Source organism: Hyphococcus sp. (assembly GCF_041986965.1).
Lineage (GTDB): Bacteria > Pseudomonadota > Alphaproteobacteria > Caulobacterales > Parvularculaceae > Hyphococcus.
The window spans coordinates 310,041-335,667 of the sequence record NZ_JBHIXB010000001.1 but is presented as its reverse complement, the minus strand read 5'-3'; the positions used below and the strand labels follow the sequence as shown (position 1 = coordinate 335,667).

Genomic DNA, 25,627 nt, shown 5'->3' with positions numbered 1-25,627 from the left:
GGGTCAGAACCGGAAATAGATAAAGGGGTTATAGGCGCCGCCGGCCAGCATGGCGGCGCACAGGACGAACAGGATCACAAGCTGCGCCTGACTGAGCAGGAAGGCGCTGCGCCCGGAAACGACTCGCGCCGGCAAAGTCGGCTTGGGCAGCGCTGTTAAGGCTTCGCGGATCAGCGGCCAGAACGCTGTGACAGCGCATAAGGCGAAAATGTAGCCAAAGCCTTCAGGCGCGATGTCGGCGAGCGCTGTCGGGTACTCGCCGGCGTCCTTGCCAAAGAGCGCCGCATAATAAGCGCCCGCGCCCGCAAAGCTTTCCGCCCGGAACGGAACCCAGCCGAGCGCGACGACAAGCGGCAGATAGAGATGACGCAAGATACGGGGGGCTGCGGTTAGCCAGCGGCCGAGAAAGGCTCGTTCCATGACGAGGAAAGCGCCATGCCATGCGCCCCAGAAGACGAATGTCCACGCAGCGCCGTGCCACAGGCCGCACAACAAAAATACGATCCACAAATTACGGTAGGTTTTGGCGGCGCCGTCACGATTGCCGCCAAGGGGAATGTAAAGATAATCCCGGAACCAGCGCGACAGGGTCATGTGCCAGCGCCGCCAGAATTCGGTCACCGACTGCGCGACATAAGGGAAATTGAAATTGCGCGGCAGTTCGAAGCCGAACATACGGCCCATGCCGACAGCCATGTTGGAATAACCTGCAAAGTCGAAAAAGATCTGGAATGAATAGGCGGCGAGCCCGACCCAGGCGGCGCCGATGGTCAAGGCCGCCTCCGCCGGGGCGTCAAAGGCGGCGTCCGCGATGCCGGCGACATTGTTAGCGAGCAACGTTTTCTGCGCAAGGCCAAGAATGAACAGGCGTGCGCCTGATGCAAACTTGTCAGCGCTGTGGGTGCGTCCGCGCAGTTGTTCTTCGATTTCCTTGTACCGGACGATCGGGCCGGCGATGAGCTGCGGAAACATGGAGATGTAAAGCGCGGTTTCGATGAAATTTTCCGGCGCCTCGGCGTCCTTGCGGCGGACATCGATCAACAGGCTGATGGCTTGAAATGTGTAAAAAGAGATGCCGAGAGGAAGATGAGGCTGCGCAAATAGGTCCGCGCCGCCAAAAAACCCTTCTGCCGTTTCAGCAATGAGCCCCGCATATTTGAACCAGCCGAGCCCGGCGAGATTGAGTGAAATGCCGAGAAACAGAAGCCTGTTGTCTTTTTTTCGCGCGATCGCCCGGGCGAGAATGTGATTGACGACAAGCGAGAGGAGGAGAAACAGAATATGAGCCGGCTCGCCCCAGGCGTAAAAAACAAGACTGGCGCAAAGCAGCGCGATATTTTTTCCGGGGCTCACCGCATAGAGAACAAGAAAAATCGGCAGAAAATAAAAGAGAAACGGAATCGAGCTGAACGTCATCGGGCCCTTACGCCGGCAGGGTGCGGCGCAGGCGCCCGTCAACGCGGATCGGATGAATGGTTTCGGCGAGACCTGTCTTCGGATCGGTTTCGATCATCACGCCGCACAAGGTCGCCTCGCCATTGGCCGGGCTGAAGCGCCCGCCATTCATCTTGGTGGTGAAGCGGCGCAGCGGCTCCGACTTCTCCATGCCGATGACGCTGTCATAGTCGCCGCACATGCCAAGATCGGTGATGTAGCCTGTGCCGCGTTTGAGGATTTGATCGTCTGCGGTCGGAACATGAGTGTGCGTGCCGACGACAAGGCTGGCGCGGCCGTCGAGAAAATGCCCCATGGCCATTTTTTCTGATGTGGCTTCGGCATGGAAGTCGACAATGACGGCGTCGACATCCTTGCCGAGAACGGCGCCCGCAAGCTCACGATCGACCGCTGCGAAAGGGTCGTCGCAGGGATGCATGCCGATCTGGCCCTGCGCATGAACGACAAGAACGCTGGCGCCGTTTCCTGCCTCGAAGACGCCGCTGCCCCGTCCGGGATTTGAGGGCGCGAAGTTCACCGGGCGCAAGAGCCGGTCTTCGCGGTCGAAAATGTCGATCTCGTCGCGCTGGTCATAGGCGTGATTGCCGGTGGTCAGCGCATCCGCGCCAGCCTCGAGAAACGCTTCCGCGATGTCGGCGGTGACGCCGAAGCCGCCTGCCGCGTTCTCCACATTGACGATGATGAAATCGAGCGCGAGTTTTTTCTTTAAACCGGGCAGGCGGTCGAGCAGGCCATTGCGCCCGCTTCTCCCCACGACGTCACCGAATATCGCAATCCGCAAAATACGCTCCGCACTGGTCCTAACATTTCACCGCTCCGCGTTCGGTGACAATCCAGTCTAGCGGCTGGTCTAGGGGCGAGAGGGGGAGCGCGTCAACTTCCTGGGCTCCATAGGCGTAGCCGACGGCGACGGGCGCGCCGGTTTTGCGCAGTTTTTCAAGCGTCCGGTCATAATAGCCGCCGCCATAGCCCAGCCGCCCGCCATCCCGGGTGAAGGCGAGGAGGGGGATCACGAGAATGTCCGGGGTCGCCTCCGGCGCCGTTTCAGCGGGGATCTGTTCGCCATAAGAGCCCGCGACAAGAGCGTCGCCGGGCGTGTAGGCGCGAAAGACGAGCGGTGATTTTTTGCGCGCAACGACAGGCAGCGCCACCGTAACGCCGTCCTCGATCAGCGCGGCGACCAGCGGCTCGGTGTCGAGTTCATGGCGCATGGGAAAGTAGAGCGACACAACGGCGCCCTCTTTGCGCGGGATGGCGTTCATGAAATGCGCGGCGGCGTGAACGCCCGCGTCGGGCCGGGCTTTCGCCGCAGCCTTGCGTTCGCCTTTCATGCGTTCGCGCAGGACATTTTTGGGATCGAAGAAAGAGGCGATGGGCGGCAGCATGAAATCCTCCTAACGTCTCGCCAGCAATTGTTCGAGCGGCAAGGCGAAACCATATTTCACCGATCGCAAGACAACACTGGTTTCAAACCGGGCGACGTAATTGTCTTCGGTGAACATGCGGTTTGAAAAGGCCTCATAAGCGTGCGTGTCCTTCGCCGCCACCAAAAGGCAGAAATCAAATGCGCCTGTAATGTGGAAACATTGTACGACTTCCTCGGTTCCGCTGACCAGGTCCCGAAAAGCGCCGATCGTGTTGTGCTTGGTGTGGATGAGCTGAACATTGACCAGGAAAAGGGAGACGCCGCCCAACACATTGGGGGCGACCATCGCCACCTCACGCTCAATGACGCCGTCGGCGCGCATCTGGCGCAGGCGTTTTTGCACGGCGGAGGCGGAAAGGCCCACCTCTTCAGCGATCTCATCGGCTGTCAGCGCGGCGTTGTCCTGCATCAGGGAGAGGATTTTGACATTCGCCCCGTCGAGTTTTCCCATAAATCGCGTGCATCCCCCAAAACGGTCCGGAATTCTGACTACTTTCCGAATTATATCCGAAAAAAAGAGTGTCTGTCTGCTATTCTGACGCTATCTTTCAAGGAGTTTCCACCCTGTGCGATATTTCGTCTTTTTCGTTCTCTTTCTCGCCGCCTGTGGAGGCGCGCCAGCGGCGCGGGACGTGTCTTCCAGATTTGTTGGGGCCGGCGACGCGATCAGGACAGGCGACTACCCCGAGACCACCAGCGTTCTCGTCCTTCGCGGCGGCGCCATATCTTATGAAGACTATTTCAATGAAGGCGGCCCGGAGACGCTCAACAATACGCGATCGGCGACGAAATCGGTGACGGCGCTGGCGATCGGCGCCGCCATCGGCGACGGGCTGATCGGCAGTGTCGACGACAGGGCGTCTTCCTATTTTCCGGAAGGCCATCCCATGCGCGACGGCGGCGCGAAAGAAGCGATCACGATCGCCGATCTGTTGTCCATGTCGTCGGCTTTCGTCTGCAATGACAGCGATCCGGAAAGTCCCGGCAATGAAGAAAACATGTATCCGCTTGAGAATTGGGGTGACTGGATTTTCGGTCTTCCCACGGATGCGTCAGCGACAGGCCAGTGGCGCTATTGCACGGCGGGCGTGGTGCTGCTGGGGAAGGTGATTGAGCAGGCGAGCGGCGAAAAAGCCGACGCCTATATTGAACGGCGCGTGTTGCAGCCGCTCGGAATTTCCAGACAGGCGTGGTTTTACTCCGAAGCGGGCGAGGCCATGACCGGCGGCGGGCTGGAGCTGACGGCGCGCGATCTTGGAAAGCTGGCGCGTCTCATCCTTGATGAAGGACGATGGGAAGGAGAAGAGATCGTTCCCGCCGCCTTTATTCGTGACGCGCTCAGCATTCAGCGTCAGGCGAATGAGCGTCAGGATTACGGCTATCTCTTCTGGCGGCGCGATTATGAAACCGCCTGCGGCGCCTTTTCAGGCTGGTATATGGCTGGAAATGGCGGCAATGCGGTCGTGATGTTCAAAGACCTCGACGCCGCGATTGTGGTGACGCGCACCCGATACAATACGCGCGGCATGCATGATGAAACGATCGATCTGATTGAGCGGCATTTGCTGCCGCCGCTCTCCTGCGAGAAATAAGCGCCGCCCTGGCCGTTGGATTTTTTGTTCGCCCTGGACCCTAAGGTACAGGTGGGCGCCGCGTGAGAAGGGCCACGGCCCTAACCAGAGACAGCTCCCGATCGAATGGATAAGGCCCCGGGGAATGTCATCCTGACGGGCCGGGCAGCACTGGCAAAAATAGGCGTGCGGATCGCCGCCTGCAAGGGGTGTTGATCGAGGGCTGTGTTATTGGGCGTCGTCGCCGCCAGCCGTTTTTTGGCCCTCGGGTCCATTCATCGTGCGCCAGCTCGGATAAAGAAGGCAGCCGAGAAACGAAAAAGACGCCGCGACAAGAAGGGTCAGGGCGTAAACGCCGCCGCCCGTTTCGCCCAGCCAGTTGGCGACAAGGCAGGTCGAGGCGATGATCAGGTAGGGATAGACCGGCGGGTCCTGCGTCATATAGCGTTTGACGAACAGCCCCATGGAGGCGAGCAACAGCGCCAGCGAAAACACATCAAAGATTGTGAACATGGGGGCTCCCCTCTCACATGCTTTGGACAGTTTATGGAGGAGCGGTTAAGACACGCTTAACCCCGTCAAAGGCTTGGTTAACAAGCCCTTCGAAAGCTAAGCGTTGTAGAGATAGATCCCGATCTGCGCGGCGCCATAAATACGCCGGTCGTCTTCGGTGAACGCATCGACAGCGACAGGCGCTTCATCGGCGCCCTGTTCGGCGACAAGAACGGCGCCGGGTTTCAGCCAGCCGCCTTCATGCAGGATCTTCATTGCTGGCGCGCAGAGGTCCTTGCCATAGGGCGGGTCGAGAAAAGCAAGCGTGAAGGGCGGGCCGACGCCGGCGGGCTTGGGACCGAGATCGGCTGCGGAGCGGCGGTGAATGCGGGTTGTTCCGAACAGGCCGAGCGCCTCGATATTGTCCCGGATCGCGCCGCGGGCGCCGGCGTCCGTCTCCACAAACAGGCACCATTCGGCGCCGCGGGACATCGCCTCAAAGCCGAGCGCGCCCGAGCCTGCGAACAGATCGATCACGCGGGCGCCCTCGAAGTCGACATCGCCCCGTGAGGCGAGGATGTTGAACAATGCCTCGCGTGCGCGCTCCGCCGTTGGGCGCGCGACCACGCCTTTGGGGGCGATGATTTTTCTGCCGCTGAATTGTCCGCCGATGATGCGCATGAGAGCCTTTTTGAAAACGCGCTCTCTTATCAGCAAGTTCCGCAGTCCTGCAATCGCCCTGAGGCTGTCGCCCTTGGACCATTGCCCTTGGACCATTGCTTTGGGACCATTGCCCGGCGCGCGGTTTGCAGTCACGATGCAGAAAAAGGGAGCTCCATGAAGAACCAATTTGCAGCGCTCGCCAGCGGTCTCGCCGCAGTTACACTCACCGTAATCTCGCCAGCCGCCGCCGAGAATGCACCCGTCGTCTATGATGCGTCATTTGAGAACGCCGCCCATCATGAAGCGCGGATCACCGCGAGCTTTCGCGATCTCGCTGAAGGGCCGTTTGTGTTTCGCATGTCGCGCGCCTCTCCCGGGCGCTATGCGCTGCATGAGTTCGCCAAGAATGTTTATGAGGTCAGCGCTGTGGACGGCGGGGGCCATGCGCTCAAGGTTGAACAGCGCGATCCTTATAGCTGGCGGGTCGAGGGGCATGACGGCGCCGTCACCGTTTCCTATACGCTCTACGCTGATCGTGCCGACGGCACTTATAGCCAGATTGATCGTACCCACGCGCATCTCAACATGCCCGCCACATTCGTCTGGGCCGAAGGTCTGGAAGATCGCGCCATAGAAATTTCTTTCGCAGTGGCGGACAGGCGCTGGAAAGCGGCGACTCAATTGCAGCCGGCGGGCGGGCGTTTACGCTTCACTGCGCCCAATCTTCAATATCTCATGGACTCGCCGACCGAGCTTAGCGCTTTTGATTTGCGCTCATGGAAGCTTAGTGACGGCCAGACGATCCGGCTTGCGGTTCACCATGACGGAAACGACGAGGACATGGATCGTTACGCCGCGAAAGCGCAGAAAATCGTCGCCGAACAGGTCGCTGTTTTCGGCGCGGCGCCGAAGTTCGATCATGGCGTCTACACCTTTATCGCCGATTACCTGCCCCATGTCGCCGGCGACGGCATGGAGCATCGCAACTCCACCATCATCACCAGCACGAGCGGGCTTTACGAAGCGGATTTCGCCCAGATCAGCACGCTCTCTCATGAGTTCTTTCATGTCTGGAATGTGGAGCGCATGCGCCCGGCGGAACTGGAGCCGTTTGATTTCTCCCGCGCCAATCCGACGCCAAGCCTGTGGTTCGCTGAAGGGTTCACCAATTATTACGGCGATATTGCGCGGGCGCGCAGCGGTGTGACGCCTGTCGATGACTATCTGGATGATCTCGCCAAAACGCTAACATTCATCATCAATGCGCCTGGGCGCGAAGTGGGCTCGCCGCAATCGATGTCGCTTGAAGCCGCCTTTGTCGATGCGGCGCGCGCTATTGATCCCGATAATCGCGCCAATATGTTCGTCTCCTATTATCCGTATGGGGAAGTGATTGCGCTGGCGCTCGACCTTACCTTGCGCACGCAGTTCGAGGATGTGAGCCTCGATGATTATATGCGCCATCTCTGGAAGCTTCACGGCGTCACGGAAAAGCCCTACACCCATGACGATTTGCGCAAGGGCCTTACCGATGTGACAGGTGACGCTGGCTTCGCAGCGGCGTTTTTCGCCTCTTATATTGAAGATGGGGATTTGCCGGATTTTGCGCCGCTATTGGCGGCGGCGGGATTAAAACTCGAAGCCGACGATCCGGAAAAGGCCAGCCTTGGCAGGGTTGCGTTTGAAGAAAAGGGCGACGCCCTTCTCATTGCATCGAACACATTGACGGGAACACCGCTCTATAAGGCTGGACTTGACCGCGGCGATGAAATTTTAAGCGTTGGCCGGTTCACGATTGACAGCAAAGCTGATTACGAAAAAGCGATGAAGCGTCACAATCCGGGTGAAGAGGCCGTCATCCGTTTCACCAGCCGCGGCGAAGAGTTCACCGCGAAAACCATTTTCGCCGCAGACAAGACACTCAAAATCACGCCCTATGAAGAGGCGGAGATAGAGATCACCGATGCGCAAAAGGCGTTCCGTAAAAGTTGGCTGAAAACAGAAATAGACGCTGGCAAGGAAGACTAGCGCAGGGCCGAGGCCTTCACGAGCTCCTCTTCCACTTTTGCGCCTTCCGCCGCGCGCGGTTTGGAAAGCCGTGCAAAGAGCAGGAATGAAACCGGCGTCAGGAACAGCGTAAAGATGGTGGCGAAGCCAAGGCCGCCAAAAATTACCCAACCAAGGGCTGCGCGCGCTTCCGATCCGGCGCCGGATCCGAAGATCAGCGGCAGGCTCGCGAGCAAGGTCGACATGGCGGTCATCAGGACAGGTCTGAGACGCGTCATCGCGGCGTGTTCGATAGCGTCGCGAATGCTTTCCCCGCGATCGCGCAGCTGGTTGGCGAATTCCACAATGAGAATGCCGTTCTTGGCCATGATGCCGATGAGCAGAACAAGACCGATTTGACTGAAATAGTTGATGGAGCCGCCCGTCAGCAAAATGGCGTAGATCGCGGCGGCAAGGCCGAACGGCACCGTCACCATAATAATCAGAGAGCTGACGAAGCTTTCAAATTGCGCTGCAAGCACAAGAAAGACAATGATGGCCGCAAAACCGAAGACCAGGAACGTCGCCTTATTGGATTCTTCAAGGATGCGCGCCTCTCCGAGAAGGGTGACGGACTGAGCGCCGTCGAGAAGATCGGGCGCAATCTGGCGCAACGCCTGAACAGCATCGCCGAGGCGTGCGCCGTCAGCCAGCGGCGCCGTGACCGGAATGGCGCGGCGGCGCTGTTCGCGTCGCAAATCTGCAGCGACCGCCATTTCGTGGATGCTGGCCACTGATGAAAGCGGCACAAACCCGCCGGCCGAGGTGCGAACATAAAGATTGGCGAGGTCGGTCGGGTCGTTCACCGCCTCACCGCCGGATGAGACGAGCACTTCAATAATGTCGTCGCCGATAAACAATTCGGCGGCGCGGACTTCATCGGCCATCGCCTGTATTGTGGTGATGATGGCGCTGACGGACACCCCGAGCGAGGCGGCGGATTCACGGTCGATTTCGACGCTGACCTGGGGCTGCGTCGTCTGGAAGTTAAGCCGCGCGTCGGCAAAGACCGGGCTTTGCTGCAATTCTCCAGCGATCTTTTCGGCTGTGTCCGCCGCCGCAGCGTAATCATCTCCGACGACAGCGAATTGAAGGCCCTGGCCGCCGCCGCGGATGCCGAGCGAATTGCCGCTGCGCAGATTGACGGTGACGCCGGGAATATCGCTGACAAGCTGGCGAATCTTTCCTTCGACATCCTGTTGCGACAGCGATCTTTCGCTCCAGTCAGGCAAGCGCAAAAGCGTGAAGGACCAGTCGGTGCTGGTGCTCGACGTGATGACTTCAATGTCGCCGCCTTCGACCAGCGGTTGAAGCCGGTTTTCCACTTCCATGATTTTACGGTCGAGATATTCGAAGCTTGCCCCGTCCTGGGCCGCAATGCGCATGAACACGCGGCCGCGGTCTTCGTTGGGCGTCAGTTCCTTCGGCGTCAGGGTGAAGGCGGTGAAGGAGCCGGCGGCGAAAACCAGCGCAATCACGACGGCAATCATCGGACGATTAAGACAAAACCGCACTGCGGGACCGTAGAGCGCAGCAAGCGGGCCCGCCGGCTTTTCACGCATGCGTTTCAGTTCGTCGCCTTCGGCGGCCATTTCAGCCCGAAATTCGCGGCCGAGCCTGACGGTCAGAACCGGACATAAAGTCAGCGCCACAAAAGATGAGGCAATGACGGCGAAGGCGAGGACAAAGCCGAATTCAGAGAACAGCTTGCCGGCCTGCCCGGGGAGGAAGGAAATGGGAATGAACACGGCGGCGAGCGTCGCCGTCGTTGAGAGGACCGCAAAGACAATCTCTCTCGTGCCGAGGACGGCGGCGGCGCGCTTGCCGGCGCCCATGCCGCGCCAGCGCTGAATATTTTCCGTCACGACGATCGAATCGTCGACAACCAGCCCGGCGGCCATGACGAGGGCGAGCAGGGTGATGATGTTGATGGAAAAACCGGCGAGCCACATCGCCGCGACGGTGCCCATCAGCGAGACAGGGATCGTCACAGCGGGAATGATCGTCGCGCGGATCGAGCGCAAAAACAGAAAGATCACCAGGACGACAGCGCCGGTGGCGAGGAAGAGGCTGCGCACCACCTCCTTGATGGCTTCATTGATGAAAATCGAGTCATCAATCATGACTTCCACCCGCACATTCGGCGGCAGGCTGTTGTTGAGTTCGGCGACGGCGGCTCTGACGCCCTGGGCCACGGCGACGGTGTTTGATTGCGCCTGACGGATGATGCCGATGCCGATGCCCGGCGCGCCATTGACGCGCGCGGTGCGGTTCAGGTCCTCAAGGCCCCATTCGACGATGGCGACGTCGGAAAGCCGGGTTTCGTCGTCAAGCCGCAGGGCGGCGATCTGTTCAGGCGTTTTGGAAGGAGATTCTGCGCGGATCAGCAATTGCTGGGACGCCGTGCGAAGGCGTCCGCTGGGCGCGCTTTGGGCGGCGGAGGAGACAAGTTGCGACACATCCTCGACAGTGAAGCCGCGCGCGGCGAGCGAGACCGGCATGATCCGCACCCTGATGACGCGGTTGCGCACGCCGAAGGCGTCAGCCTGGGCGACGCCTTCGACCGCCTGAAGCCGCGGCAGAATGACATCGTCGACGAGATCGCCGAGATCGCCTGCTTCGAGATTGGACGCGGAAACCGAAATCCGCATGATCGGTGACGAGTCTGGGTCCGCCTTGATGACTTGCGGCTCCTCGATTTCTTCGGGAAGCTCGTCGCGAATGCCGGAGATCGCATTTTTCACGTCCGTCGCGGCGATATTGATGTCGACCGTGGAGGAAAACTCCGCCGTCACCCGGCTTTCGGCGAATTCCGAAGAAGAGGAAATCATGCGAACGCCGTCGATCTGCGCCACAGCGCCTTCAATGACCGATGTCACCTCGGCGTCCATGGTTTCCGGCGCTGCGCCCCGATAGTCGGTGCGGATCGAAACAACGGGCTGATCGACATCGGGCAGTTCGCGGACGTCGACGCCCATCATGGCCGCAAGGCCGGCGATGACGATCAAAAGACTGATGACCGCGGCGAGAATGGGCCGCTGGATGAAAACGCCGATGAAACCGCCAGTGCTCGTTCCAGTGCTCGTTGCGGAAGGCTCGCGTTCGGTGCTCACCGGATTATTCACTCCCGCCGGCGGCGCCGGGCCCGGATGCGTTTGCCGCGCCAGCGCTAGACGGCTGTGAATGCTGTGTCGTCAGGCCGGGCAACGGCATGCCTTCGCGCACGCGGTCTGCGCCCTCCCAGACAATCAGGTCGCCAGGTTTGACGGCGCCGGAGACAAGCACGGTGTCGTCCGTGCGCTGAAGGATCTCGACAGAGGCGGACTCGGCTGCGCCTTCCGGACCGCGCCGCCAGACAAACGGGCCGGACCGGTCCCATTGAATGGCGAGACCGGGAACGGAAACGGCCGGTTTTCCCGAGCTTGTCGTAGAAACAGCGAAAATGGCCCCCGGCAGAAGCGCGGTGTCGTCATTTTCAAAAGTGGCCTCGATTTTCAGCGTCCGGTTTTCCGGATCCACCCGGCTGTCGATCGCAGTGACGACGCCGTCATGGGGAATGTCGGCGCCGGCAGCGAGCTTCGCGGTTACTTTCTGGCCGATTTCAACGGCGCGGGCGGCTTCCTGGGGAATTGCAAATTCAATGACAATGGATGACGTGTCGTCGAGCGTCGTGACGATGTCGCCGGCGCGCACATAATCGCCCGCTTCGATTTCGGTAAGCCCGATCACACCGTCAAAGGGCGCGCGAATGGCGCGTTGCTGCACCGCGAACTCCGCGGCGCGCAAGTCGGCTTCAATAGCCTTGTAGTTGTTGAACGCCGCTTCAGCTTCGAGTTCTGACGCGGCTTCGGTATTCAGAAGGTCCTCATAGCGTTCAGCGTTTTGCTTGGCGATGGGATATTGGGCTTTGGCGCGTTCAAGCGCGATGCGTTGTTCTTCATCATCCAGCCGCAACAGGACATCGCCCTTGGAGACTTTCTTGCCCGGCGCAACGTTGATGTCGGCGACGATGCCGGTCGCCTCGGAAGTGAGCGCGACGCTTTTCAGCGAGCGTCCCTCGCCGATGACATCAAGGGTTTTGCCGACAGAAGCCACCTCCGCGACGACGATGCTGACCGCCGGGGCGTAGCCGCCGCGGCCCGCGCCAGCAGCCATGGAGGCGCCGGGCGCGCCATCGTTCTGGCGCGCCGACAAGACGAAGGTTGTTGCGGCGGCGCCAATGGCGAGGCCGATCAAGGCGCCGACAGCCAGTGAACCCGGCAATTTCATCCGCTTCTGTCTCCACTTCCGGCCGCGATGGCGGCGGAAACGATGATATGCCTAATATAGAGTAACGTATGAAGTCTTACGATCCGTCGGCATTTCCGGCGCAGACCTGCAGTTATTTCCCTTATCCCGTAAGCTCATGAGTTTGCTTGCCTAATAAGGCTCAACTAAGCTGTGGATCGAGACGGGCGGCGAACTACATCAACCTCAAGTCTAATACTGTGCAGGTGCACAAAACGCAAAGATTAAAGGGAGATTTCCATGTCCTCACGCCGATTTGAACCTTCCCGTCGCGCCGTTCTGGGCGGGGCTACGGTCCTCGCCGCCGCGGCTGCGTCGACCGTTAACGCGCAGCCCGCCGCAGCGGACGGCGCCGCGCCGGACCTCTCCGGACGTTCGGTCCTGATTACCGGAACGAGCTCAGGCTTCGGGCGGCTGACGGCGCTGCATCTTGCGCGCCTCGGCGCCACGGTGATCGCCTCCATGCGTAACTTTGACGGCGGTGAGCGCGCAGAGGCGCGTGCGCTTGCAGAGATCGCCAGGGACGAGAACCTCAAGCTCCACATTGTCGAGATCGACGTTCTGGATGAAGATCTCATCGCCTCGGGCGTGGCGCGCGCCGAAGAGATCGCTGGCGGCGCGCTGGACGCCCTCGTCAATAACGCCGGGGTTGGCCTCAGCGGTCCGGTGGAGCTCGCCGACATGGAGGCGACGCGCCTGATCTTTGAGACCAATCTCTTCGGCTATCTGCGCATGGCGCGCGCCGTGTTGCCGAAGATGCGCGATGAAGGCCAGGGACAGGTGTTCAATGTCTCCTCACAACTCGGGCGGATTCTGATTCCCGGTCTTGGCATGTATTGCGCGACCAAATTCGGCGTTGAGGCGATGTTTGAAACCATGGCGTATGAGCTGGCGCCGTTCGGCGTTGAGGTGACGATCATCCAGCCAGGGGGGTACCCGACGAAAATCTGGGAAAATGGCGCGCGCTACACCAATGCGCTGTTCGAGCGCGCCGACGAAGACCGCCTTGAAGCCTATGACGCCCATGTTCAGATGGCCCGTGGGATTCTCAATGGCCAGTATTCGACGGACGCCAATGATGTGCCGCGCGCGATTGCGGAGATCATGGCGATGCCCGCCGGGACGCGGCCCTTGCGCCGGCCGGTGCATCCCAACACCGCCGCGACCGATGCGGCGAACGCCGCCATGGCGCAAATTCAGGCGCAGGTTCTTGGCGGCGGCGCCTATAGAAGCTGGCATGACGCGGTGACGGATTAGGCGCGAGCGATAATGCGCGCCGTTTCAAGCATCACCGGGTTGTGATAGTATAGCGGCGTGATGGCTGAAGCGTTGAAAAAAATCAGAAGCGGAAAAGCAGGGCCGCTGTTTTTTCCTCTTCTGGCGGCCGCCATGTTTTTCATGGTCGCCGGCGCGACCCATCTTTATGCGCATGCCGATCATGGTGATGATGACGGCGTATGCGTCGCCTGCCAGGTTTCGGCGGCGGCCGCTGTCAAGATCGCGCCGGAAGGTCCGCCCTCGATTGCGCCGATACGCATAAGCGAAGCAACGCCTGTCGCCTTTGCGTCAATCGCCGTCTCTCACCCATCCAGCAACAACCGGTCCAGAGGTCCGCCCGCACGCTCCCATTCTGTCTGAACGATTGCGCGTTCCGCGCAAGACATATTGGAGAGGTGTCATGGAACTGGAAACGCCGCGGGCGTCACGTCCGCTTGCCGTTCTTGGCGGCGGCAAAACGCTGACCCGCAATGAACGAATTATCTATCGTGAGTTATGCGCGAATGCGCGGCCAATGAAGGCCTATGCGCTGCTTGAGCGGGTTCATCAGCAGGGACTGCGGGCGCCGATGACGGTTTATCGCGCGCTCAACGCCTTGATTCGGCATGGATTGGCCAAGAAAGTGGCGAGCATGAATGCGTTTGTCGCTTTGCGCCACGAAGCGGGCAAGACGGCGGAAGCGTTCATCACTTGCCGCACATGCGGGCGCACCATGGAAATCGGTCTTAGCCAGCGGCAGGTTGACGAGATCTTTTCCGCCGCCGGCATGCAGATCAGCGATGTCTTCATCGAAGCCTATGGCGAATGCGGCGCGCCTGACTGCAAAAAATCAAGCGCTGACGTCCCGCAAGAATCGGGTGGCGCAGTTTTACGCCGCGAGTAGCGTCGCGGCGCTCCAGAGCAAGGTCGTACCGATCTTGTTCTGGATTCTTAGCGGTCGCGTGATCGAACCGGAAAACCGGACACCACTTTTCCTGATCACGCTCAAAAAAGGAGCGCCCGATGATCACCTGTTTCATCAAATACGAGATTGATCCGTTCAAAAAAGAAGCCTTTGAGACTTACGCCCGCAATTGGGGGCAGGCGATTCCGCGCTGCGGCGCCGACCTCATAGGCTATTTCGCGCCCCATGAAGGCTCGGCCACAACTGCCTATGGCGTCTATACGCTGGCGTCCCTTGCGGCGTATGAAGAGTATAAAAAGCGCCTCGCGGCAGATCCGCTGGGCAAAGAGAATTACGAATTCGCCAAAGCCGAGCGGTTTATCACGCGTGAAGACCGCATTTTCCTGAAGCTCGCCTCGGCGCCGCATGGCGACCTGAAATCATACTGAGGGGATGAAAGACATGAACATCGACGCCAAAGCCGCCGCCTTTCGCGAGTTGCATAAGCCCGGCGAGCCGTTTGTCATTCCCAATCCCTGGGACGCCGGTTCCGCGCGCATCATGGAAGGGTTGGGTTTCAAAGCGCTGGCGACGACGTCGTCCGGTTTCGCCATGACACTGGGGCGCAAAGACTATGGCGTGACGAAAGATGAGGCGCTGACCCATGGCGCCGAAATTGCCGATGCGGTGGAACTTCCGGTGAACGCCGATCTTGAAAACGGGTTTGGGCTCAAGCCGGAAGATGCGGCGGACACAATTGCGCGCGCCTGTGAGACGGGTCTGGCGGGCGGTTCAATTGAGGATTCTACCGGCGACAAGCAAAGCCCTGTCATCGAAGACGACGCGCTCGCCATTGCGCGGCTTGAGGCCGCTGCCGGCGCCGGAAAAAACAGCGGACGCGATTTTGTGCTGACCGCGCGCGCCGAGGCTTTCCTTTATGGGGTCGGCGAGCTCGACAAAGTGATCGCCCGCCTCAACGCTTTTGCCGATGCGGGCGCCGATGTGCTTTATGCGCCCGGTCTTCCCGATATGGACGCCGTGCGCGCCGTGTGCGCCGGTGTGTCGAAGCCGGTGAATATCCTCATTCTCGGCAAGCTGGCGGAACATGCCGTCGCAGAGTTCGCAGATGCGGGCGCCGCACGCCTTTCCATTGGCGGCGGGCTCGCCTGGAACGCCTATGGCACGCTCGGCGCTGCAACAGAAATGCTGAACGAGGGCCGCTTCGACATGCTCTCCGCCAATCGCGACGGCGCCAAGAAGATTGCGTCTTTCCTGAAAGCGTGACTTTCCCGCAACCGTGAACGCCTAGTCGTCATCGGCCCCTTTCGCCATGAGTTTAGACCGGCTAAGCACGCCGTCCCTCCAGTGATGGAGGACGGAGAGAGTATTCGTGACGACGACGGTTCAGATGACGCCGGGCGCCGAAAGGGGCCCCTGGCGGCGCGAGTTTTTCGCGCTCATGGCCATCGGCTTGCCGATGGGCCTGACCCAGCTTGTCCAGTTTTCCATCAACACGGTCGACATTTTGATGATCGGGCGGCTGGGGCCGGAACCGCTCGCCGCCGCGGCGCTGGGCATCGTCATGTTTTATGTGCTCTTCGTCGCCGGCATGGGCCCGGCCATGGCGGTCTCGCCCATGGTGTCACAGGCGCTTGGCGCTGACGAAAACGATACGCGCGATGTGCGCCGTTCGGTGCGCATGGGGCTCTGGCTTGTCGGCATCGGCGCGCCGATCCTGTCGCTTATCTATTTCTTTGCCGAAGAGTTTGCGTTGATGACAGGCCAGCCGCCTGAAATCGCGGCGCTGGCCGAACCTTACGTGCTGGCGCTGACGCCGGGCCTGCCCTTTGCGCTCGGCGTCATTGTGCTCAGGAATTTTCTCGCCGCCATCGGGCGCGCGCGGGCGCCGCTGTATTTCATCATGGCGACAACGCTCATCAACGCGTTTCTCAACTATCTCCTGATCTACGGCAATTGGGGATTTCCGAGGCTTGAGCTTGTGGGCGCCGGGATCGCATCGTCGCTATCGCACGCCATCGGGTTTTTCATGCTCGTCGCTTATATCGGCTGGGAAAAGCGCGCAAAGACGTTTGAACTCTTCCACAATTTTTTGAACTCCGACTGGCCGCGCTTTGCGGAAGTGGCGCGGCTCGGCTGGCCGATCTCCATCACGATCGGTTTTGAGGCGATGCTGTTTAACGCGGCGGTGTTCCTGATGGGGCGCATCGGCGTCAATGAAATGGCCGCCTATCAGGTGGCGCTCAATGTTGCGGCTATCGCCTTCATGATGCCCTTGGGCCTTTCCATGGCCGGCTGCGTGCGCGTCGGGCTGATGGAGGGCGCCAAAGACCGGCCGGGCGTGCGCCGCGCCGCGGCGATGGCGGTTTTGTGCAGCGTCGGCGCGATCATGATCGTCGCCATCCCGGTGATGATCTGGCCGCTCAGCATCGCCGGATTTTATCTCGAGCCCGGCGATCCCAACAATGCCGCCGTTCTGGCGCTGGTGGCGTCCTTCCTGCCCATCGCCGCGGCGTTCGCCCTGTTTGACGCTATTCAGGTTGCGGCGGGCCAGGCCCTGCGCGGGCTCAAGGACGTCCGTATGCCGATGATTCTGACAGGGATCAGCTATTGGGTGATCGGGTTTCCGGTCGCCGCCTGGCTCGGACTTTCAACGTCGCTCGCCGCGGTCGGCGTCTGGTGGGGCCTGCTGGCGTCGCTCGCCGCCGCCGCGATTTTACTGGGCGGACGGCTATGGTTGATTACGCGCGATGAAGTGCGATCATGATCTGAGCTTCGCCCAGGGGCCTTCGATGGCGAAGGTGAAGCCCGGCGACTGGACATTAACGAACAGCACCGATCCGTCGGGTGAGAAACATGCGCCGCAAAACTCGGCGCGGTCTTCATGGGCGTTGCGGGCGAAGTCATAGACTTTGCCGTCCGGCGTCAGTCCGCGCAGAAACTGATCGCCGTAACCGTCCTCGCAGAGGATGAGATCGCCCCATGGCGAGAAAGCGAGATTGTCGCAAAGATCGACCACATCGGGCGATGGCGATTCATAGATTAGCGTCAGCGTGCCGGGCGTGTTTTTCTCGCCCCGGCGGCCCTCGCGCGGCGACGGCGTATATTTCCAGACCTGGCCGGCGCGCGCTGCGCCGCCTTGCGTGCAGTTGAAAAAGATCGAGCCTTCTTCGCCCGGACGCTTGCCATAGGCCATGCCTTCGCCGCGGCAGAAGCGCGCCGCGCCGGCGGCGTATCCACGCCGGGCGAGGTCGCTGTCCGGCGATTCAACGTCTTCAAGGTCGATCCAGTCGACGGCGTAGGTCTGACCCTGCTTGACGCTTTCGGCGCCGCCGGAGCCCCAGTCGCGGGGCCAGTTGCGGGTGTCGGCCGAGGCCCAGTCGCGGATCGCCAGCGCCTGAAGCTTGCCGCCTTTGGATAGGTCGCGCTTTTTGTTGGGAAGGAAGCGGTAAAAAAGCCCCTCCATATGGTCTTCGGTAAGATAGACAATGTCCGTATCGAGATCGACGGCGGCTGCTTCATGAGTGAAGCGGCCCATGTCCTTCAGGGGAACCGGGTCGACCGGCCCTGTCGCGGATGCCGGCACTTCAAAAACAAAGCCGTGATTTTTTTGCGCCTCACCCGGCGCGGTGACGGCCGATTCCTCGCAGGAGAGCCACGAGCCCCATGGCGTCGCCCCGCCGGCGCAATTGCCCGCCGTGCCGATGAGGGAGAGGTAATCCTTTTCCAGCCGTTTGTTTTTAAGGTCATAAACAACGGTCGTGACGCCGCCGAAGAAAGGGCTGCCGTCGGGTTTCACATCATAGAGTTTTCCATCCGGCAGATTGGCGAGCAACGCATTATCTTCGCCGAAAGGACTGCCGTCATCCGTGTCGGGCCAGTTTTCGTGATTGCGCGTGAGGATGCATTTGTCAGCACTGTCGGGATGAGCAAAGCACGCCATGCCGTCGGGCCGGCCGGGCCGCAAAAAGCCGTCCGACATGACCCCGCCGGTTTCTGAGACGAGCGTGTAGGAAAAGCCTTCCGGAAGGTCGAGCATGCCTTTCGGATCGGCGGTGAGCTTAAGCCCGGCGTTTGCGGTGTAGGCGCGGGCCGTCCCGATCATCGGGAGCGCGCTGTAGGAAATCGCGGCGGCATAGGCGCTGCGGAACAGGCGGCGGCGGGAAAGGCTCATGGGGGGTCTCCTCCTGATGTCGCCGCCCTTTTAACGGCATGGACGTGACGGCGCTGTTGCAGGGGTTGTTATTGCGACGAAGCGTTCGTTTTCGACGACGAACCGAGGCGGCTGTGCGTCTGTCTTATCATTTAGCGGCAGGCGCCGAAAGAACGGCGTCGAGATCAGGCATGAAGGGAATATCCGTATCTGACGGTTTGGCGCCGGCGGCGGTCAGCATGGCGTGAACTTGTCCGCGGTGATGGGTCTGATGGTTGAAAAAATGGGTGACAAGCGCCCAGCGCGGCAGCGTGAATTCGCGTTTTGCAGCGCCGGAAAACCACGTCAGATCGCCTGCAAGGTCGTCAGTGCTCATCGTCTTCGTCCAGTCGAGAATATAGGCGTCGGTCTTTTCGCGCTCAGTGCGCAAGGTCTCGAAGGTTTCGAATAGCGTTGGGGAGTCGGCAATGCCGACATCCGGCGCGGTCGAGGCTGTAAAACGGCTGAGCCAGGTGCGGTCGCCCCACAAGACATGGGCGAGCGTGCCGTGGATTGAGCCGAAAAACGCACCCCGGTCTTGCTTGCGCTCCTCATCGCTTAACGTGGCGGCGGCGCCGTAAAGGCTGTCATTTTGCCAATGGCTGTAAGCCGCCATCAGGCGGGCGTGGCCGGGAGTGATCATGAAAAGCGCCTTTTCGGAATTTTGCGACGCTGTCTTGATACAGGCGCTGAAGACGCGCCGCCAATATCACATGATCAAAAATACGGGAAGGCCGGGTTCAAAATGGCGCGCCGGTCGCGTTACAGAGGAACTTCATCATCGGTTTGGCGTCCGTAAAGGCGGCGGCGACGTCATCGACAAAACCCGGTTTCTTCGCCGCAGTGATCTTGCCCGGCGCCATGGCGAAAAAACTTTTGCGCTTCAAATCTTCAATCATGGGATGGTCGCCGTCGAACCCCCGCGGCGGCCGCGTCAGCGCCGCGCCGCCGACCCCGCCGAACCGTTTTGTGAAGGCCGCGCCGGTCGTTGCTTTCTTCCAGGCTGTGGATTTGTCGCGGATGGCCTCGCGCACGGCGAGGAGAGACGGCGAAGGCGGCAGCCACATGCCGCCGCCATAGAAAATCTCCTCCGGATCGATATGCACATAATAGCCCGGCGCATGCGCGTCCTTACCCAGCGCATGCCGGAACTGCACGCCGCCATGGGTCTTGTAGGGCGTCTTGTCCTTTGAAAAGCGCGTGTCTTTATAGATGCGAAACACCGAGCCGCCATTAAGGCGCGGGTCGGCGACGATATGGTTGGAAATCTTTTTCAGCTTCGGCGCCATCGCCTCGACAAAGGCGGCCAGCGGTTCCTGAACGCTTTCCCGAAATCGCGGCTTGTTGTCGTTGAACCATTCGCGATTGTTGTTGTCGCGCAGCTCACGAAAGAATTTGAAATAGTCGTTCGGCAGGCCCTGAAATGCGCTCATCTTTTTTCTCCAGAAGGCGGGTCAGGCGGCGATCTGCGCGCGCCGTTGTTCGGCGGCGATTTTCGATTCCTTCAGTCCCAGCCCGGTGTGTTCACGGATGACCTTGATCGCTTCGATCAGTTTCTTGTCCATCAACAGACGATCCACATCGGACTGAATCGACGGCGAGAGCGAGGAAAAGGCGTCAGCGGCCCTCGTCTCTTCCTCCATGCGCCGCGTTGCGCGCGCTTCCGGCGTCTCTCCGCTCTTGGACATGCGTCCGATGGTGAATGCGACATAGGCGAGAACGGCGATCAGGAGCCATTGCTCCATCGTGAAGTCGAACATGGCGGCGAAGCTCCGGTTGCGTCAGCGCTGACGCTAACCCGATTTCACCGGACTGGAAACGCATGACGGCGCTACAGCCCCGCCTTATCCATTTCAATTTTTGCGTAATGTTCTTTTAAAAGCTCCGCATTGCGGAGATTGGCCTTGAAGGCGAAGTCGAAAATGTCGCCGAAGACCGGAACCGCGCCCAAGATCGTGTCGACCAGCAGATTATAGATCATGCGCAGAACGAGGCCGAACCCGGCGCCCGCGCGCCGCGCCTCCCAGATCAGATAAGCCGACATCAGGCCGGCCGCTGCATCGCCGACGCCCGGAACAAGGCCGAGAATGCTGTCCCAGCCGAAACGGTAACCGAGGCCGGGAATGCGGTATCTGGCGTCAAGAAAGGTCGCCAGCCATTCGACCCGCGCCTTCGCCGCCGCATGAGGCTGGGCGAGGGAAGACAGGCGATCGTTCTCGGCGGCGGCCCGATCTATAGCGTCGTGGTCAATGGCGCGGTGATAGCTCATGTGATGCTAACACCGCGCGAAGAGACATGTTCCTCAGATTCGGTCAGGCCTCAGATAGGTCAGGCAAGAAGCAGCGCGAACAGGTTGCGCGCGGCGATGATCATCAGAATGACGCTGCCGGCGGCAAAAACCATGAACCGCAGCAAGACTTTCTTCAAGACGATCTGGATCAGGGAATGGACAACGCGCGCCGCCACATAGCCCCAGGCGAGCCACATATTCAACGCGTCGCCGACGCCGACAAGATAGGAATAGATCGCCAGCGCATAGAAAATCGTCGGCTGTTCGTGAAGGTGGTTATAATTGTCGGCGGCGACGCGCACGTCGGAGGGCAATGACGAGAGCGAGCCGGGGTGAATGGCGTCATCGGGATTTATTTTGGCTTTTTGCATCGCCGGGATACGCAACGCATACATCCAGCACCAGACGATCAGTGTCCAGATGACAAGCGCGAGAACGGGCGTGATCATGGTCATGGGGGAAGCCTCCTCTTTGCGGGAAAGCCTATCATGCGTCGCCGGAAACGAAATCGGCTTCAGCAGCGGCGTTTCAGGGCCGCGGGATCTGACGCGTCTGAACGACAGGCTTTGACAGCAGCATCACACCGGTGACGGTCAGGACGAGCGCCATCGCCTGCGGCGGGCCAAAAGGCTCATTGAGGATCAGCGCGGCGGCCAGCGCAGTGGCGGCGGGGCCGACGCCGCCTGTTGCGCTCATCAGGCCCGGTCCGATGCGGGCGATCGCCTCCGCAATCATCAGGGCGGGGAGCACTGTGCAGGGGATGGCGAGAAAGACGCCATTGGCGAGGATTGCAGGCGACAGCGGCGTCGTTTCAAAAGCCGAAATCGCAAAGCTGTGAATAAGGATCGGAACCGCCGCGGCGCTCATGGCGATGCTGATGAAAAGGGGCGAGCCGAGTTTTGCGATCACCGGCTTGCTGGCCGTTACGTAGAAAGCAAACAGGACAGCGGTGGCGAATACGATCCCGGCGCCCAGCATGGCGTCCGGTCCCGCCGCGCTAAACTCGTTCAGCGCCAACAGCGTCACCCCGCTATAGGAAAGAAGAAGCGCAACGGCATGGCGCCAGGTGATCTTGTCGCCAAAGGCGATCCAGGCGAACAGCGCGACAATGGTCGGATAAAGAAAGAGGATCAGCCGTTCGAGCTGCGCGGAAATATATTTAAGCCCCGTGAAATCGAGCCAGGTGCAAACATAATAGCTGAGGATCCCGAGCGCGGCCGCAGTCACGATCAGCCTGGGCGTGGGTTTTGTCTCCCGGCGTTTCGACGCCCGCCAGCCGATCCACAAGAAAAAGGGCAGGGAGATGCCCATGCGCAGCGCCATCATCTGTTCGACATTGGCGCCTTGCGCAAAGGCGAGCTTCATGGCGATCCCTTTTAAGGAAAACAGGGTCGCCCCGCCGGCGGCGAGCATCAGGCCGGAGGTGTGTCTGATGGGGGATTGCACAAAAAGCCCGATGCTTGCGGCGTTGGCGTCTCATAGGGGCGGGTAAAGCCCCGCCCTAAAGCTACTCCGGCGCGTTTTCGGCGGCGCAGGCCGCAGGCGCATTCACCATGAACATGCCAGCCTTCATCGATCCTTCAACGCCGAGGTCGCCGCGGAGCTTCTCCGTGGTTTCCATGTCGCCGGTGATGCTGGCATAGGCGAATTTCCGCTCAAGGTCCGAAAGATCGCTTTCGGCTTTTTCACCGATGCAGGTGCAAATCTCTTCGGGCACGTTCAACTGTTCGCCGCAGGCTTCAGCGAATTGTGCGCGCGTAGGGCTGTCACTCTTTTTAGCATTGTCACCGCCGCCGCAGGCGCTGAGCGCCAATGCGCCGAGGGATGCGAAAATCAGATGTTTCATTTCTTTCTCCATAAAGTCCCGCCCCGTCTTATGCGGTTCCTGGCGTCGTGGCGGCAACCCCTTACACGGCATTTGAATGTTTCTTGAATTCGATGCGTGAAATGGCGCGGCAATGGACCTCATCGGGTCCGTCGGCGAGGCGCAGGGTGCGGATGCCGGAATAGACTTTCGCAAGGCCGAAATCGGTTGTGACGCCGGCGCCGCCATGGGCCTGGATCGCGTCGTCGATCACTTTCAGGGCGACGCGCGGCGCGGCGACCTTGATCATGGCGATTTCCTGTTGCGCGGCTTTGTTGCCCACATGGTCCATCATCCATGCGGCTTTGAGCGTGAGGAGGCGAGCCATCTCGATGTCGATGCGCGCTTCGGCGACGCGTTGCTCCCAGATCGAATGTTTGTAGATCGGCTTGCCGAAGGCTTCGCGGGTTAGAAGGCGCTTGACCATTTTTTCAAGCGCGACTTCCGCCGCGCCGATCGTGCGCATGCAGTGATGGATGCGTCCCGGGCCAAGGCGGCCTTGAGCGATTTCAAAACCGCGCCCCTCGCCGAGGATCAGGTTTTCTTTTGGCACGCGAACATTGTCGAGTTCGACTTCCATGTGTCCGTGGGGCGCGTCGTCGTAACCGAAGACCGGCAGGTGGCGCAGGATTTTCACGCCCGGCGCATCGGCGGGAACGAGAATTTGCGATTGCTGTTTATGGCGCTCTGCCGATTTGTCGGTCTTGCCCATGACGATGAAAATCTTGCAGCGCGGATCGCCTGCGCCTGACGACCACCATTTGCGGCCATTGATGACATAGTCATCGCCGTCGGCGGTAATCTCGGTTTCGATATTGGTGGCGTCCGAGGAAGCGACGCGCGGCTCGGTCATCAGAAAGGCCGAGCGAATTTTCCCGTCGAGAAGCGGCTTCAGCCATGCTTCCTGCTGCTCCGGCGAGCCATATTGCATCAGGACTTCCATATTGCCGGTGTCGGGCGCGGCGCAGTTAAAGACTTCCGGCGCGATATGGCTGCGGCCCATTTGTTCGGCCAGTGGCGCGTAATCGGCGTTGGAGAGGCCCGGACCCCATTTCGGATTCGGGTGAAACAGGTTCCACAGGCCTTGCGTCTTCGCTTTGTCCTTCAGTTCCTCGATAATGGGCGGCACTTTCCAGCGGCCGTCGCCGGGACCAAATTCCGTGTGCTGACGTTCATAAATTTCATCGCCTTCATAGACATATTTGTCCATAAAGTCGGTGACGCGCTTCAGATAATCCTTGCAGCGGTCGGAATAGGCGAATTCCATGTCATGACTCCCTTGTTCGCCGCGCATGATAGCGCTCGCCGTCTCAAGGGAAAGACGTAAACGCAGTTAGCGCCAGAGCCGGTCGAGCGCGAAGCGTCCGCCGCCCATGGCCGCGAAGTGGAGATTGACCGCGATCAGGATGAGGGCCGGGAATTGAGCCCGGAAATCGTCAGCGAGATGGACCATCAAAAAGCCGACAATGAAGTTGAAGGCCATCAAGAGGCCGGCCCAGCGGGTGAAAAGCCCCAAAATGAGGAGCGCGCCGCAGCCGAACTGAACCCAGACCGAGAGCGGGGCCATCGCCTCCGGCGCCGGGAAATTGGAAGCGCGCATAAAGTCCACGAATTCAGACATGCGCGCGGGATCGGAAATATTGTCCCATGTCCCCCACATCAGGAACGCGCCGGTGAGGACGCGGGCAGTGAGAAGGGTCAGGTCCTGAAACCCGGCCAGCGGTTCCAGAAAGAGAAGTCGTTTCATGGGGCGCCTCCCTGTTTTGAGGGGGAGTTTAGCGCCTTGCCCGGAAAAAGTCCTTGAGGAGCGCGCTCGCCTCGTCGGCGAACGGGCCCGTTTCAACGACCGGCCGCCAGTGACAGGTGGGTTGTTCGAAATATTTTGGCCCGTGCCAGACGGCGCCGCCCTTGGGGTCTGAGGCCGCAATGACGAGGCGTTTGACGCGCGCGATGGAGATCGCCCCGGCGCACATGGCGCAGGGCTCAAGCGTTACATAAAGCGTCGTTTCGGGCAGACGGTAATTGCCGAGTTTTTCCGAAGCGGCGCGCAGCGCCCGGATTTCCGCATGGCCGGTGGGATCGTGCGTTGCGATCGGCGCATTGCCGGCGGCGGCGATGACCGCGCCCGACCCGTCGACAAGGACGGCGCCGATGGGCGCTTCGCCGGCTTTTCCCGCTTGCCGCGCCTCATTGAGCGCCAGCGCCATGAAGTCATCATCCGTATTCATGGAGCGGGTTCTAGCGGGCGCGGGGCCGGTTCGCCAGTTTCGCCTTTTCCCTTTTCACGGATAATATGCTACCGGCGCGCCTCCGATTTGAAAGACCTTTGAAATGGCCGATTTAAAAGATGTTGCAGGCGAACGCATCGCGAAGTTTCTCGCCCGCGCAGGCGTCGCCTCGCGCCGGGACGCGGAGAAGCTGATTGAGCAGGGGATCGTCACGGTTAATGGCGAGACCCTGACGACGCCGGCCTTCAAGGTGACGCCGGATATGGACATCCGCATCGACGGGACGCGCGTCGGCCAGCCGGAGAAGACGCGGCTCTGGCGGTATCACAAGCCGGACGGGCTGGTGACGACCCATAAGGACCCGCAAGGGCGCGAGACGGTGTTTGACGCGCTGGCCGGGCGCCTGCCGCGGGTCATTTCCGTGGGACGGCTCGACCTCACCACCGAAGGATTGTTGCTGCTGACCAATTCAGGCGCGCTGGCGCGGCGGCTTGAGCTGCCCTCGACGGGCTGGACCCGGCGTTATCGCGTTCGCGCCTATGGCCGCGTCACCCAGAGCAGGCTCGACAGTTTGAAAGACGGCGTTGAAATCGACGGCGTTCAGTATGGTCCGGTGCGCTCGACGCTTGATCAGACGCAAGGCGGCAATGTCTGGATCACGCTCTCCATCAATGAAGGCAAAAACCGCGAAGTCAGGAATGTCATGCGTCACCTCGATCTTCAGGTGAACCGCCTCATTCGCACCGCTTATGGTCCGTTTCAGCTTGGCAAACTGCCGAAGGGAGAGATCGAGGAAGTCCCCGGGAAGCAGTTGAAAGAACAGCTCGGCAAGAAAATCTGTGAAGAGGTCGGACTTTGATCTTTAAGGCGCCGCATTATGAGGTTTTGTGAGATCAAACCCACAATGGCGACATTTGCGAGGCGGAAAGGGGAG

General features: G+C 60.4%; 28 protein-coding genes and 1 other RNA gene. 9 read left to right on the top strand and 20 right to left on the bottom strand.

Annotation, left to right across the window (positions count from 1 at the left end):
* Positions 1-3: 3 nt before the first annotated feature.
* Genes ACFC5L_RS01610 through ACFC5L_RS01595 form a run of 4 tightly spaced genes read right to left on the bottom strand, consistent with a single transcriptional unit; the run spans position 4 to position 3,332 of the window.
* Positions 4-1,416 carry an MBOAT family O-acyltransferase gene (locus tag ACFC5L_RS01610; RefSeq protein ID WP_375202031.1) on the bottom strand — a complete coding sequence of 471 codons (1,413 nt, stop codon included), beginning with the start codon at positions 1,414-1,416 and terminating at the stop codon, positions 4-6.
* A 7-nt stretch (positions 1,417-1,423) separates the two neighbouring features.
* A complete protein-coding gene (locus tag ACFC5L_RS01605) occupies positions 1,424-2,236 on the bottom strand; it encodes a TIGR00282 family metallophosphoesterase (RefSeq protein WP_375202032.1) in 813 nt (270 codons plus the stop codon).
* Positions 2,237-2,255: 19 nt separating this feature from the next.
* The gene (locus ACFC5L_RS01600) at positions 2,256-2,840 is read right to left on the bottom strand and encodes a 5-formyltetrahydrofolate cyclo-ligase (RefSeq protein ID WP_375202033.1); all 585 of its coding nucleotides are present in this window, start codon (positions 2,838-2,840) and stop codon (positions 2,256-2,258) included.
* A gap of 9 nt (positions 2,841-2,849) precedes the next feature.
* On the bottom strand, positions 2,850-3,332 hold the full coding sequence (locus tag ACFC5L_RS01595; protein WP_375202034.1) for an Lrp/AsnC family transcriptional regulator: 483 nt from the start codon (positions 3,330-3,332) through the stop codon (positions 2,850-2,852).
* A gap of 181 nt (positions 3,333-3,513) precedes the next feature.
* On the opposite strand from ACFC5L_RS01595, the gene ACFC5L_RS01590 reads away from it, so the two are divergent.
* Positions 3,514-4,473 carry a serine hydrolase domain-containing protein gene (locus ACFC5L_RS01590; RefSeq protein WP_375202035.1) on the top strand — a complete coding sequence of 320 codons (960 nt, stop codon included), beginning with the start codon at positions 3,514-3,516 and terminating at the stop codon, positions 4,471-4,473.
* On the opposite strand, the gene ssrS is transcribed toward ACFC5L_RS01590, so the two are convergent.
* The 3 genes from ssrS to rsmD form a co-directional block, all read right to left on the bottom strand.
* Positions 4,470-4,627, bottom strand: a non-coding RNA gene (gene ssrS / locus ACFC5L_RS01585) — 6S RNA. The two genes, ACFC5L_RS01590 and ssrS, sit on opposite strands and share 4 nt — an antisense overlap.
* A 53-nt stretch (positions 4,628-4,680) precedes the next feature.
* Positions 4,681-4,965 (bottom strand): XrtV sorting system accessory protein, encoded by a 285-nt coding sequence (locus tag ACFC5L_RS01580; RefSeq protein WP_375202036.1) that lies wholly within the window; start codon positions 4,963-4,965, stop codon positions 4,681-4,683.
* A gap of 96 nt (positions 4,966-5,061) precedes the next feature.
* Positions 5,062-5,625, bottom strand: coding sequence for a 16S rRNA (guanine(966)-N(2))-methyltransferase RsmD (gene rsmD, locus ACFC5L_RS01575; protein WP_375202037.1), 564 nt, complete (start codon positions 5,623-5,625; stop codon positions 5,062-5,064).
* Positions 5,626-5,781: 156 nt separating this feature from the next.
* Between rsmD and ACFC5L_RS01570 the strand changes: the two genes are divergently transcribed.
* Positions 5,782-7,635, top strand: a complete 1,854-nt coding sequence (locus ACFC5L_RS01570) for a M61 family metallopeptidase (RefSeq protein WP_375202038.1) — start codon at positions 5,782-5,784, stop codon at positions 7,633-7,635.
* On the opposite strand, the gene ACFC5L_RS01565 is transcribed toward ACFC5L_RS01570, so the two are convergent.
* Both ACFC5L_RS01565 and ACFC5L_RS01560 read right to left on the bottom strand, forming a co-directional pair.
* Positions 7,632-10,766 carry an efflux RND transporter permease subunit gene (locus ACFC5L_RS01565; protein WP_375202039.1) on the bottom strand — a complete coding sequence of 1,045 codons (3,135 nt, stop codon included), beginning with the start codon at positions 10,764-10,766 and terminating at the stop codon, positions 7,632-7,634. The genes ACFC5L_RS01570 and ACFC5L_RS01565 overlap by 4 nt on opposite strands.
* Positions 10,767-10,770: 4 nt before the next feature.
* Positions 10,771-11,922 carry an efflux RND transporter periplasmic adaptor subunit gene (locus ACFC5L_RS01560; protein ID WP_375202040.1) on the bottom strand — a complete coding sequence of 384 codons (1,152 nt, stop codon included), beginning with the start codon at positions 11,920-11,922 and terminating at the stop codon, positions 10,771-10,773.
* Positions 11,923-12,180: 258 nt separating this feature from the next.
* Here ACFC5L_RS01560 and ACFC5L_RS01555 point away from each other — a divergent pair, with 258 nt between their 5' ends.
* The 6 genes from ACFC5L_RS01555 (at position 12,181) to ACFC5L_RS01530 (ending at position 16,886) form a co-directional block, all read left to right on the top strand.
* Positions 12,181-13,197 carry an SDR family oxidoreductase gene (locus ACFC5L_RS01555; protein ID WP_375202041.1) on the top strand — a complete coding sequence of 339 codons (1,017 nt, stop codon included), beginning with the start codon at positions 12,181-12,183 and terminating at the stop codon, positions 13,195-13,197.
* Positions 13,198-13,329: 132 nt separating this feature from the next.
* The gene (locus ACFC5L_RS01550) at positions 13,330-13,578 is read left to right on the top strand and encodes a hypothetical protein (RefSeq protein ID WP_375202042.1); all 249 of its coding nucleotides are present in this window, start codon (positions 13,330-13,332) and stop codon (positions 13,576-13,578) included.
* A 40-nt stretch (positions 13,579-13,618) separates the two neighbouring features.
* Positions 13,619-14,101 (top strand): Fur family transcriptional regulator, encoded by a 483-nt coding sequence (locus ACFC5L_RS01545; RefSeq protein WP_375202043.1) that lies wholly within the window; start codon positions 13,619-13,621, stop codon positions 14,099-14,101.
* A 119-nt stretch (positions 14,102-14,220) separates the two neighbouring features.
* Positions 14,221-14,550 carry an NIPSNAP family protein gene (locus ACFC5L_RS01540; protein ID WP_375202044.1) on the top strand — a complete coding sequence of 110 codons (330 nt, stop codon included), beginning with the start codon at positions 14,221-14,223 and terminating at the stop codon, positions 14,548-14,550.
* A gap of 4 nt (positions 14,551-14,554) precedes the next feature.
* Positions 14,555-15,385: an isocitrate lyase/PEP mutase family protein gene (locus tag ACFC5L_RS01535; protein ID WP_375202045.1), complete on the top strand. Its 831-nt coding sequence runs from the start codon at positions 14,555-14,557 to the stop codon at positions 15,383-15,385.
* Positions 15,386-15,491: 106 nt separating this feature from the next.
* Positions 15,492-16,886, top strand: coding sequence for an MATE family efflux transporter (locus ACFC5L_RS01530; protein WP_375202046.1), 1,395 nt, complete (start codon positions 15,492-15,494; stop codon positions 16,884-16,886).
* Here the strand turns inward: ACFC5L_RS01530 and ACFC5L_RS01525 are convergent.
* The 11 genes from ACFC5L_RS01525 to ACFC5L_RS01475 form a co-directional block, all read right to left on the bottom strand.
* Positions 16,881-18,293 (bottom strand): alkaline phosphatase PhoX, encoded by a 1,413-nt coding sequence (locus ACFC5L_RS01525; RefSeq protein ID WP_375202047.1) that lies wholly within the window; start codon positions 18,291-18,293, stop codon positions 16,881-16,883. The genes ACFC5L_RS01530 and ACFC5L_RS01525 overlap by 6 nt on opposite strands.
* A 127-nt stretch (positions 18,294-18,420) precedes the next feature.
* The gene (locus ACFC5L_RS01520) at positions 18,421-18,954 is read right to left on the bottom strand and encodes a DinB family protein (protein ID WP_375202048.1); all 534 of its coding nucleotides are present in this window, start codon (positions 18,952-18,954) and stop codon (positions 18,421-18,423) included.
* Between the two features lie 97 nt (positions 18,955-19,051).
* On the bottom strand, positions 19,052-19,744 hold the full coding sequence (locus ACFC5L_RS01515) for a DUF2461 domain-containing protein (protein ID WP_375202049.1): 693 nt from the start codon (positions 19,742-19,744) through the stop codon (positions 19,052-19,054).
* Positions 19,745-19,765: 21 nt separating this feature from the next.
* On the bottom strand, positions 19,766-20,071 hold the full coding sequence (locus ACFC5L_RS01510; protein WP_375202050.1) for a hypothetical protein: 306 nt from the start codon (positions 20,069-20,071) through the stop codon (positions 19,766-19,768).
* Between the two features lie 71 nt (positions 20,072-20,142).
* Positions 20,143-20,580, bottom strand: a complete 438-nt coding sequence (locus ACFC5L_RS01505) for a DUF4112 domain-containing protein (RefSeq protein ID WP_375202051.1) — start codon at positions 20,578-20,580, stop codon at positions 20,143-20,145.
* A 59-nt stretch (positions 20,581-20,639) separates the two neighbouring features.
* The gene (locus ACFC5L_RS01500; RefSeq protein ID WP_375202052.1) at positions 20,640-21,056 is read right to left on the bottom strand and encodes an MAPEG family protein; all 417 of its coding nucleotides are present in this window, start codon (positions 21,054-21,056) and stop codon (positions 20,640-20,642) included.
* Between the two features lie 73 nt (positions 21,057-21,129).
* Complete coding sequence (locus tag ACFC5L_RS01495) at positions 21,130-22,047, bottom strand: DMT family transporter (protein ID WP_375202053.1); 918 nt, start codon at positions 22,045-22,047, stop codon at positions 21,130-21,132.
* Positions 22,048-22,108: 61 nt separating this feature from the next.
* Positions 22,109-22,447 carry a hypothetical protein gene (locus ACFC5L_RS01490; protein WP_375202054.1) on the bottom strand — a complete coding sequence of 113 codons (339 nt, stop codon included), beginning with the start codon at positions 22,445-22,447 and terminating at the stop codon, positions 22,109-22,111.
* A 61-nt stretch (positions 22,448-22,508) separates the two neighbouring features.
* Entirely contained in the window at positions 22,509-23,732 is a 1,224-nt protein-coding gene (locus ACFC5L_RS01485; RefSeq protein WP_375202055.1) for an acyl-CoA dehydrogenase family protein, read from the bottom strand.
* Between the two features lie 66 nt (positions 23,733-23,798).
* Positions 23,799-24,212: a DoxX family protein gene (locus ACFC5L_RS01480; protein ID WP_375202056.1), complete on the bottom strand. Its 414-nt coding sequence runs from the start codon at positions 24,210-24,212 to the stop codon at positions 23,799-23,801.
* A gap of 28 nt (positions 24,213-24,240) precedes the next feature.
* A complete protein-coding gene (locus tag ACFC5L_RS01475) occupies positions 24,241-24,693 on the bottom strand; it encodes a nucleoside deaminase (RefSeq protein ID WP_375202057.1) in 453 nt (150 codons plus the stop codon).
* Positions 24,694-24,796: 103 nt separating this feature from the next.
* On the opposite strand from ACFC5L_RS01475, the gene ACFC5L_RS01470 reads away from it, so the two are divergent.
* Positions 24,797-25,552 carry a pseudouridine synthase gene (locus tag ACFC5L_RS01470; RefSeq protein ID WP_375202058.1) on the top strand — a complete coding sequence of 252 codons (756 nt, stop codon included), beginning with the start codon at positions 24,797-24,799 and terminating at the stop codon, positions 25,550-25,552.
* Positions 25,553-25,627: the final 75 nt, after the last annotated feature.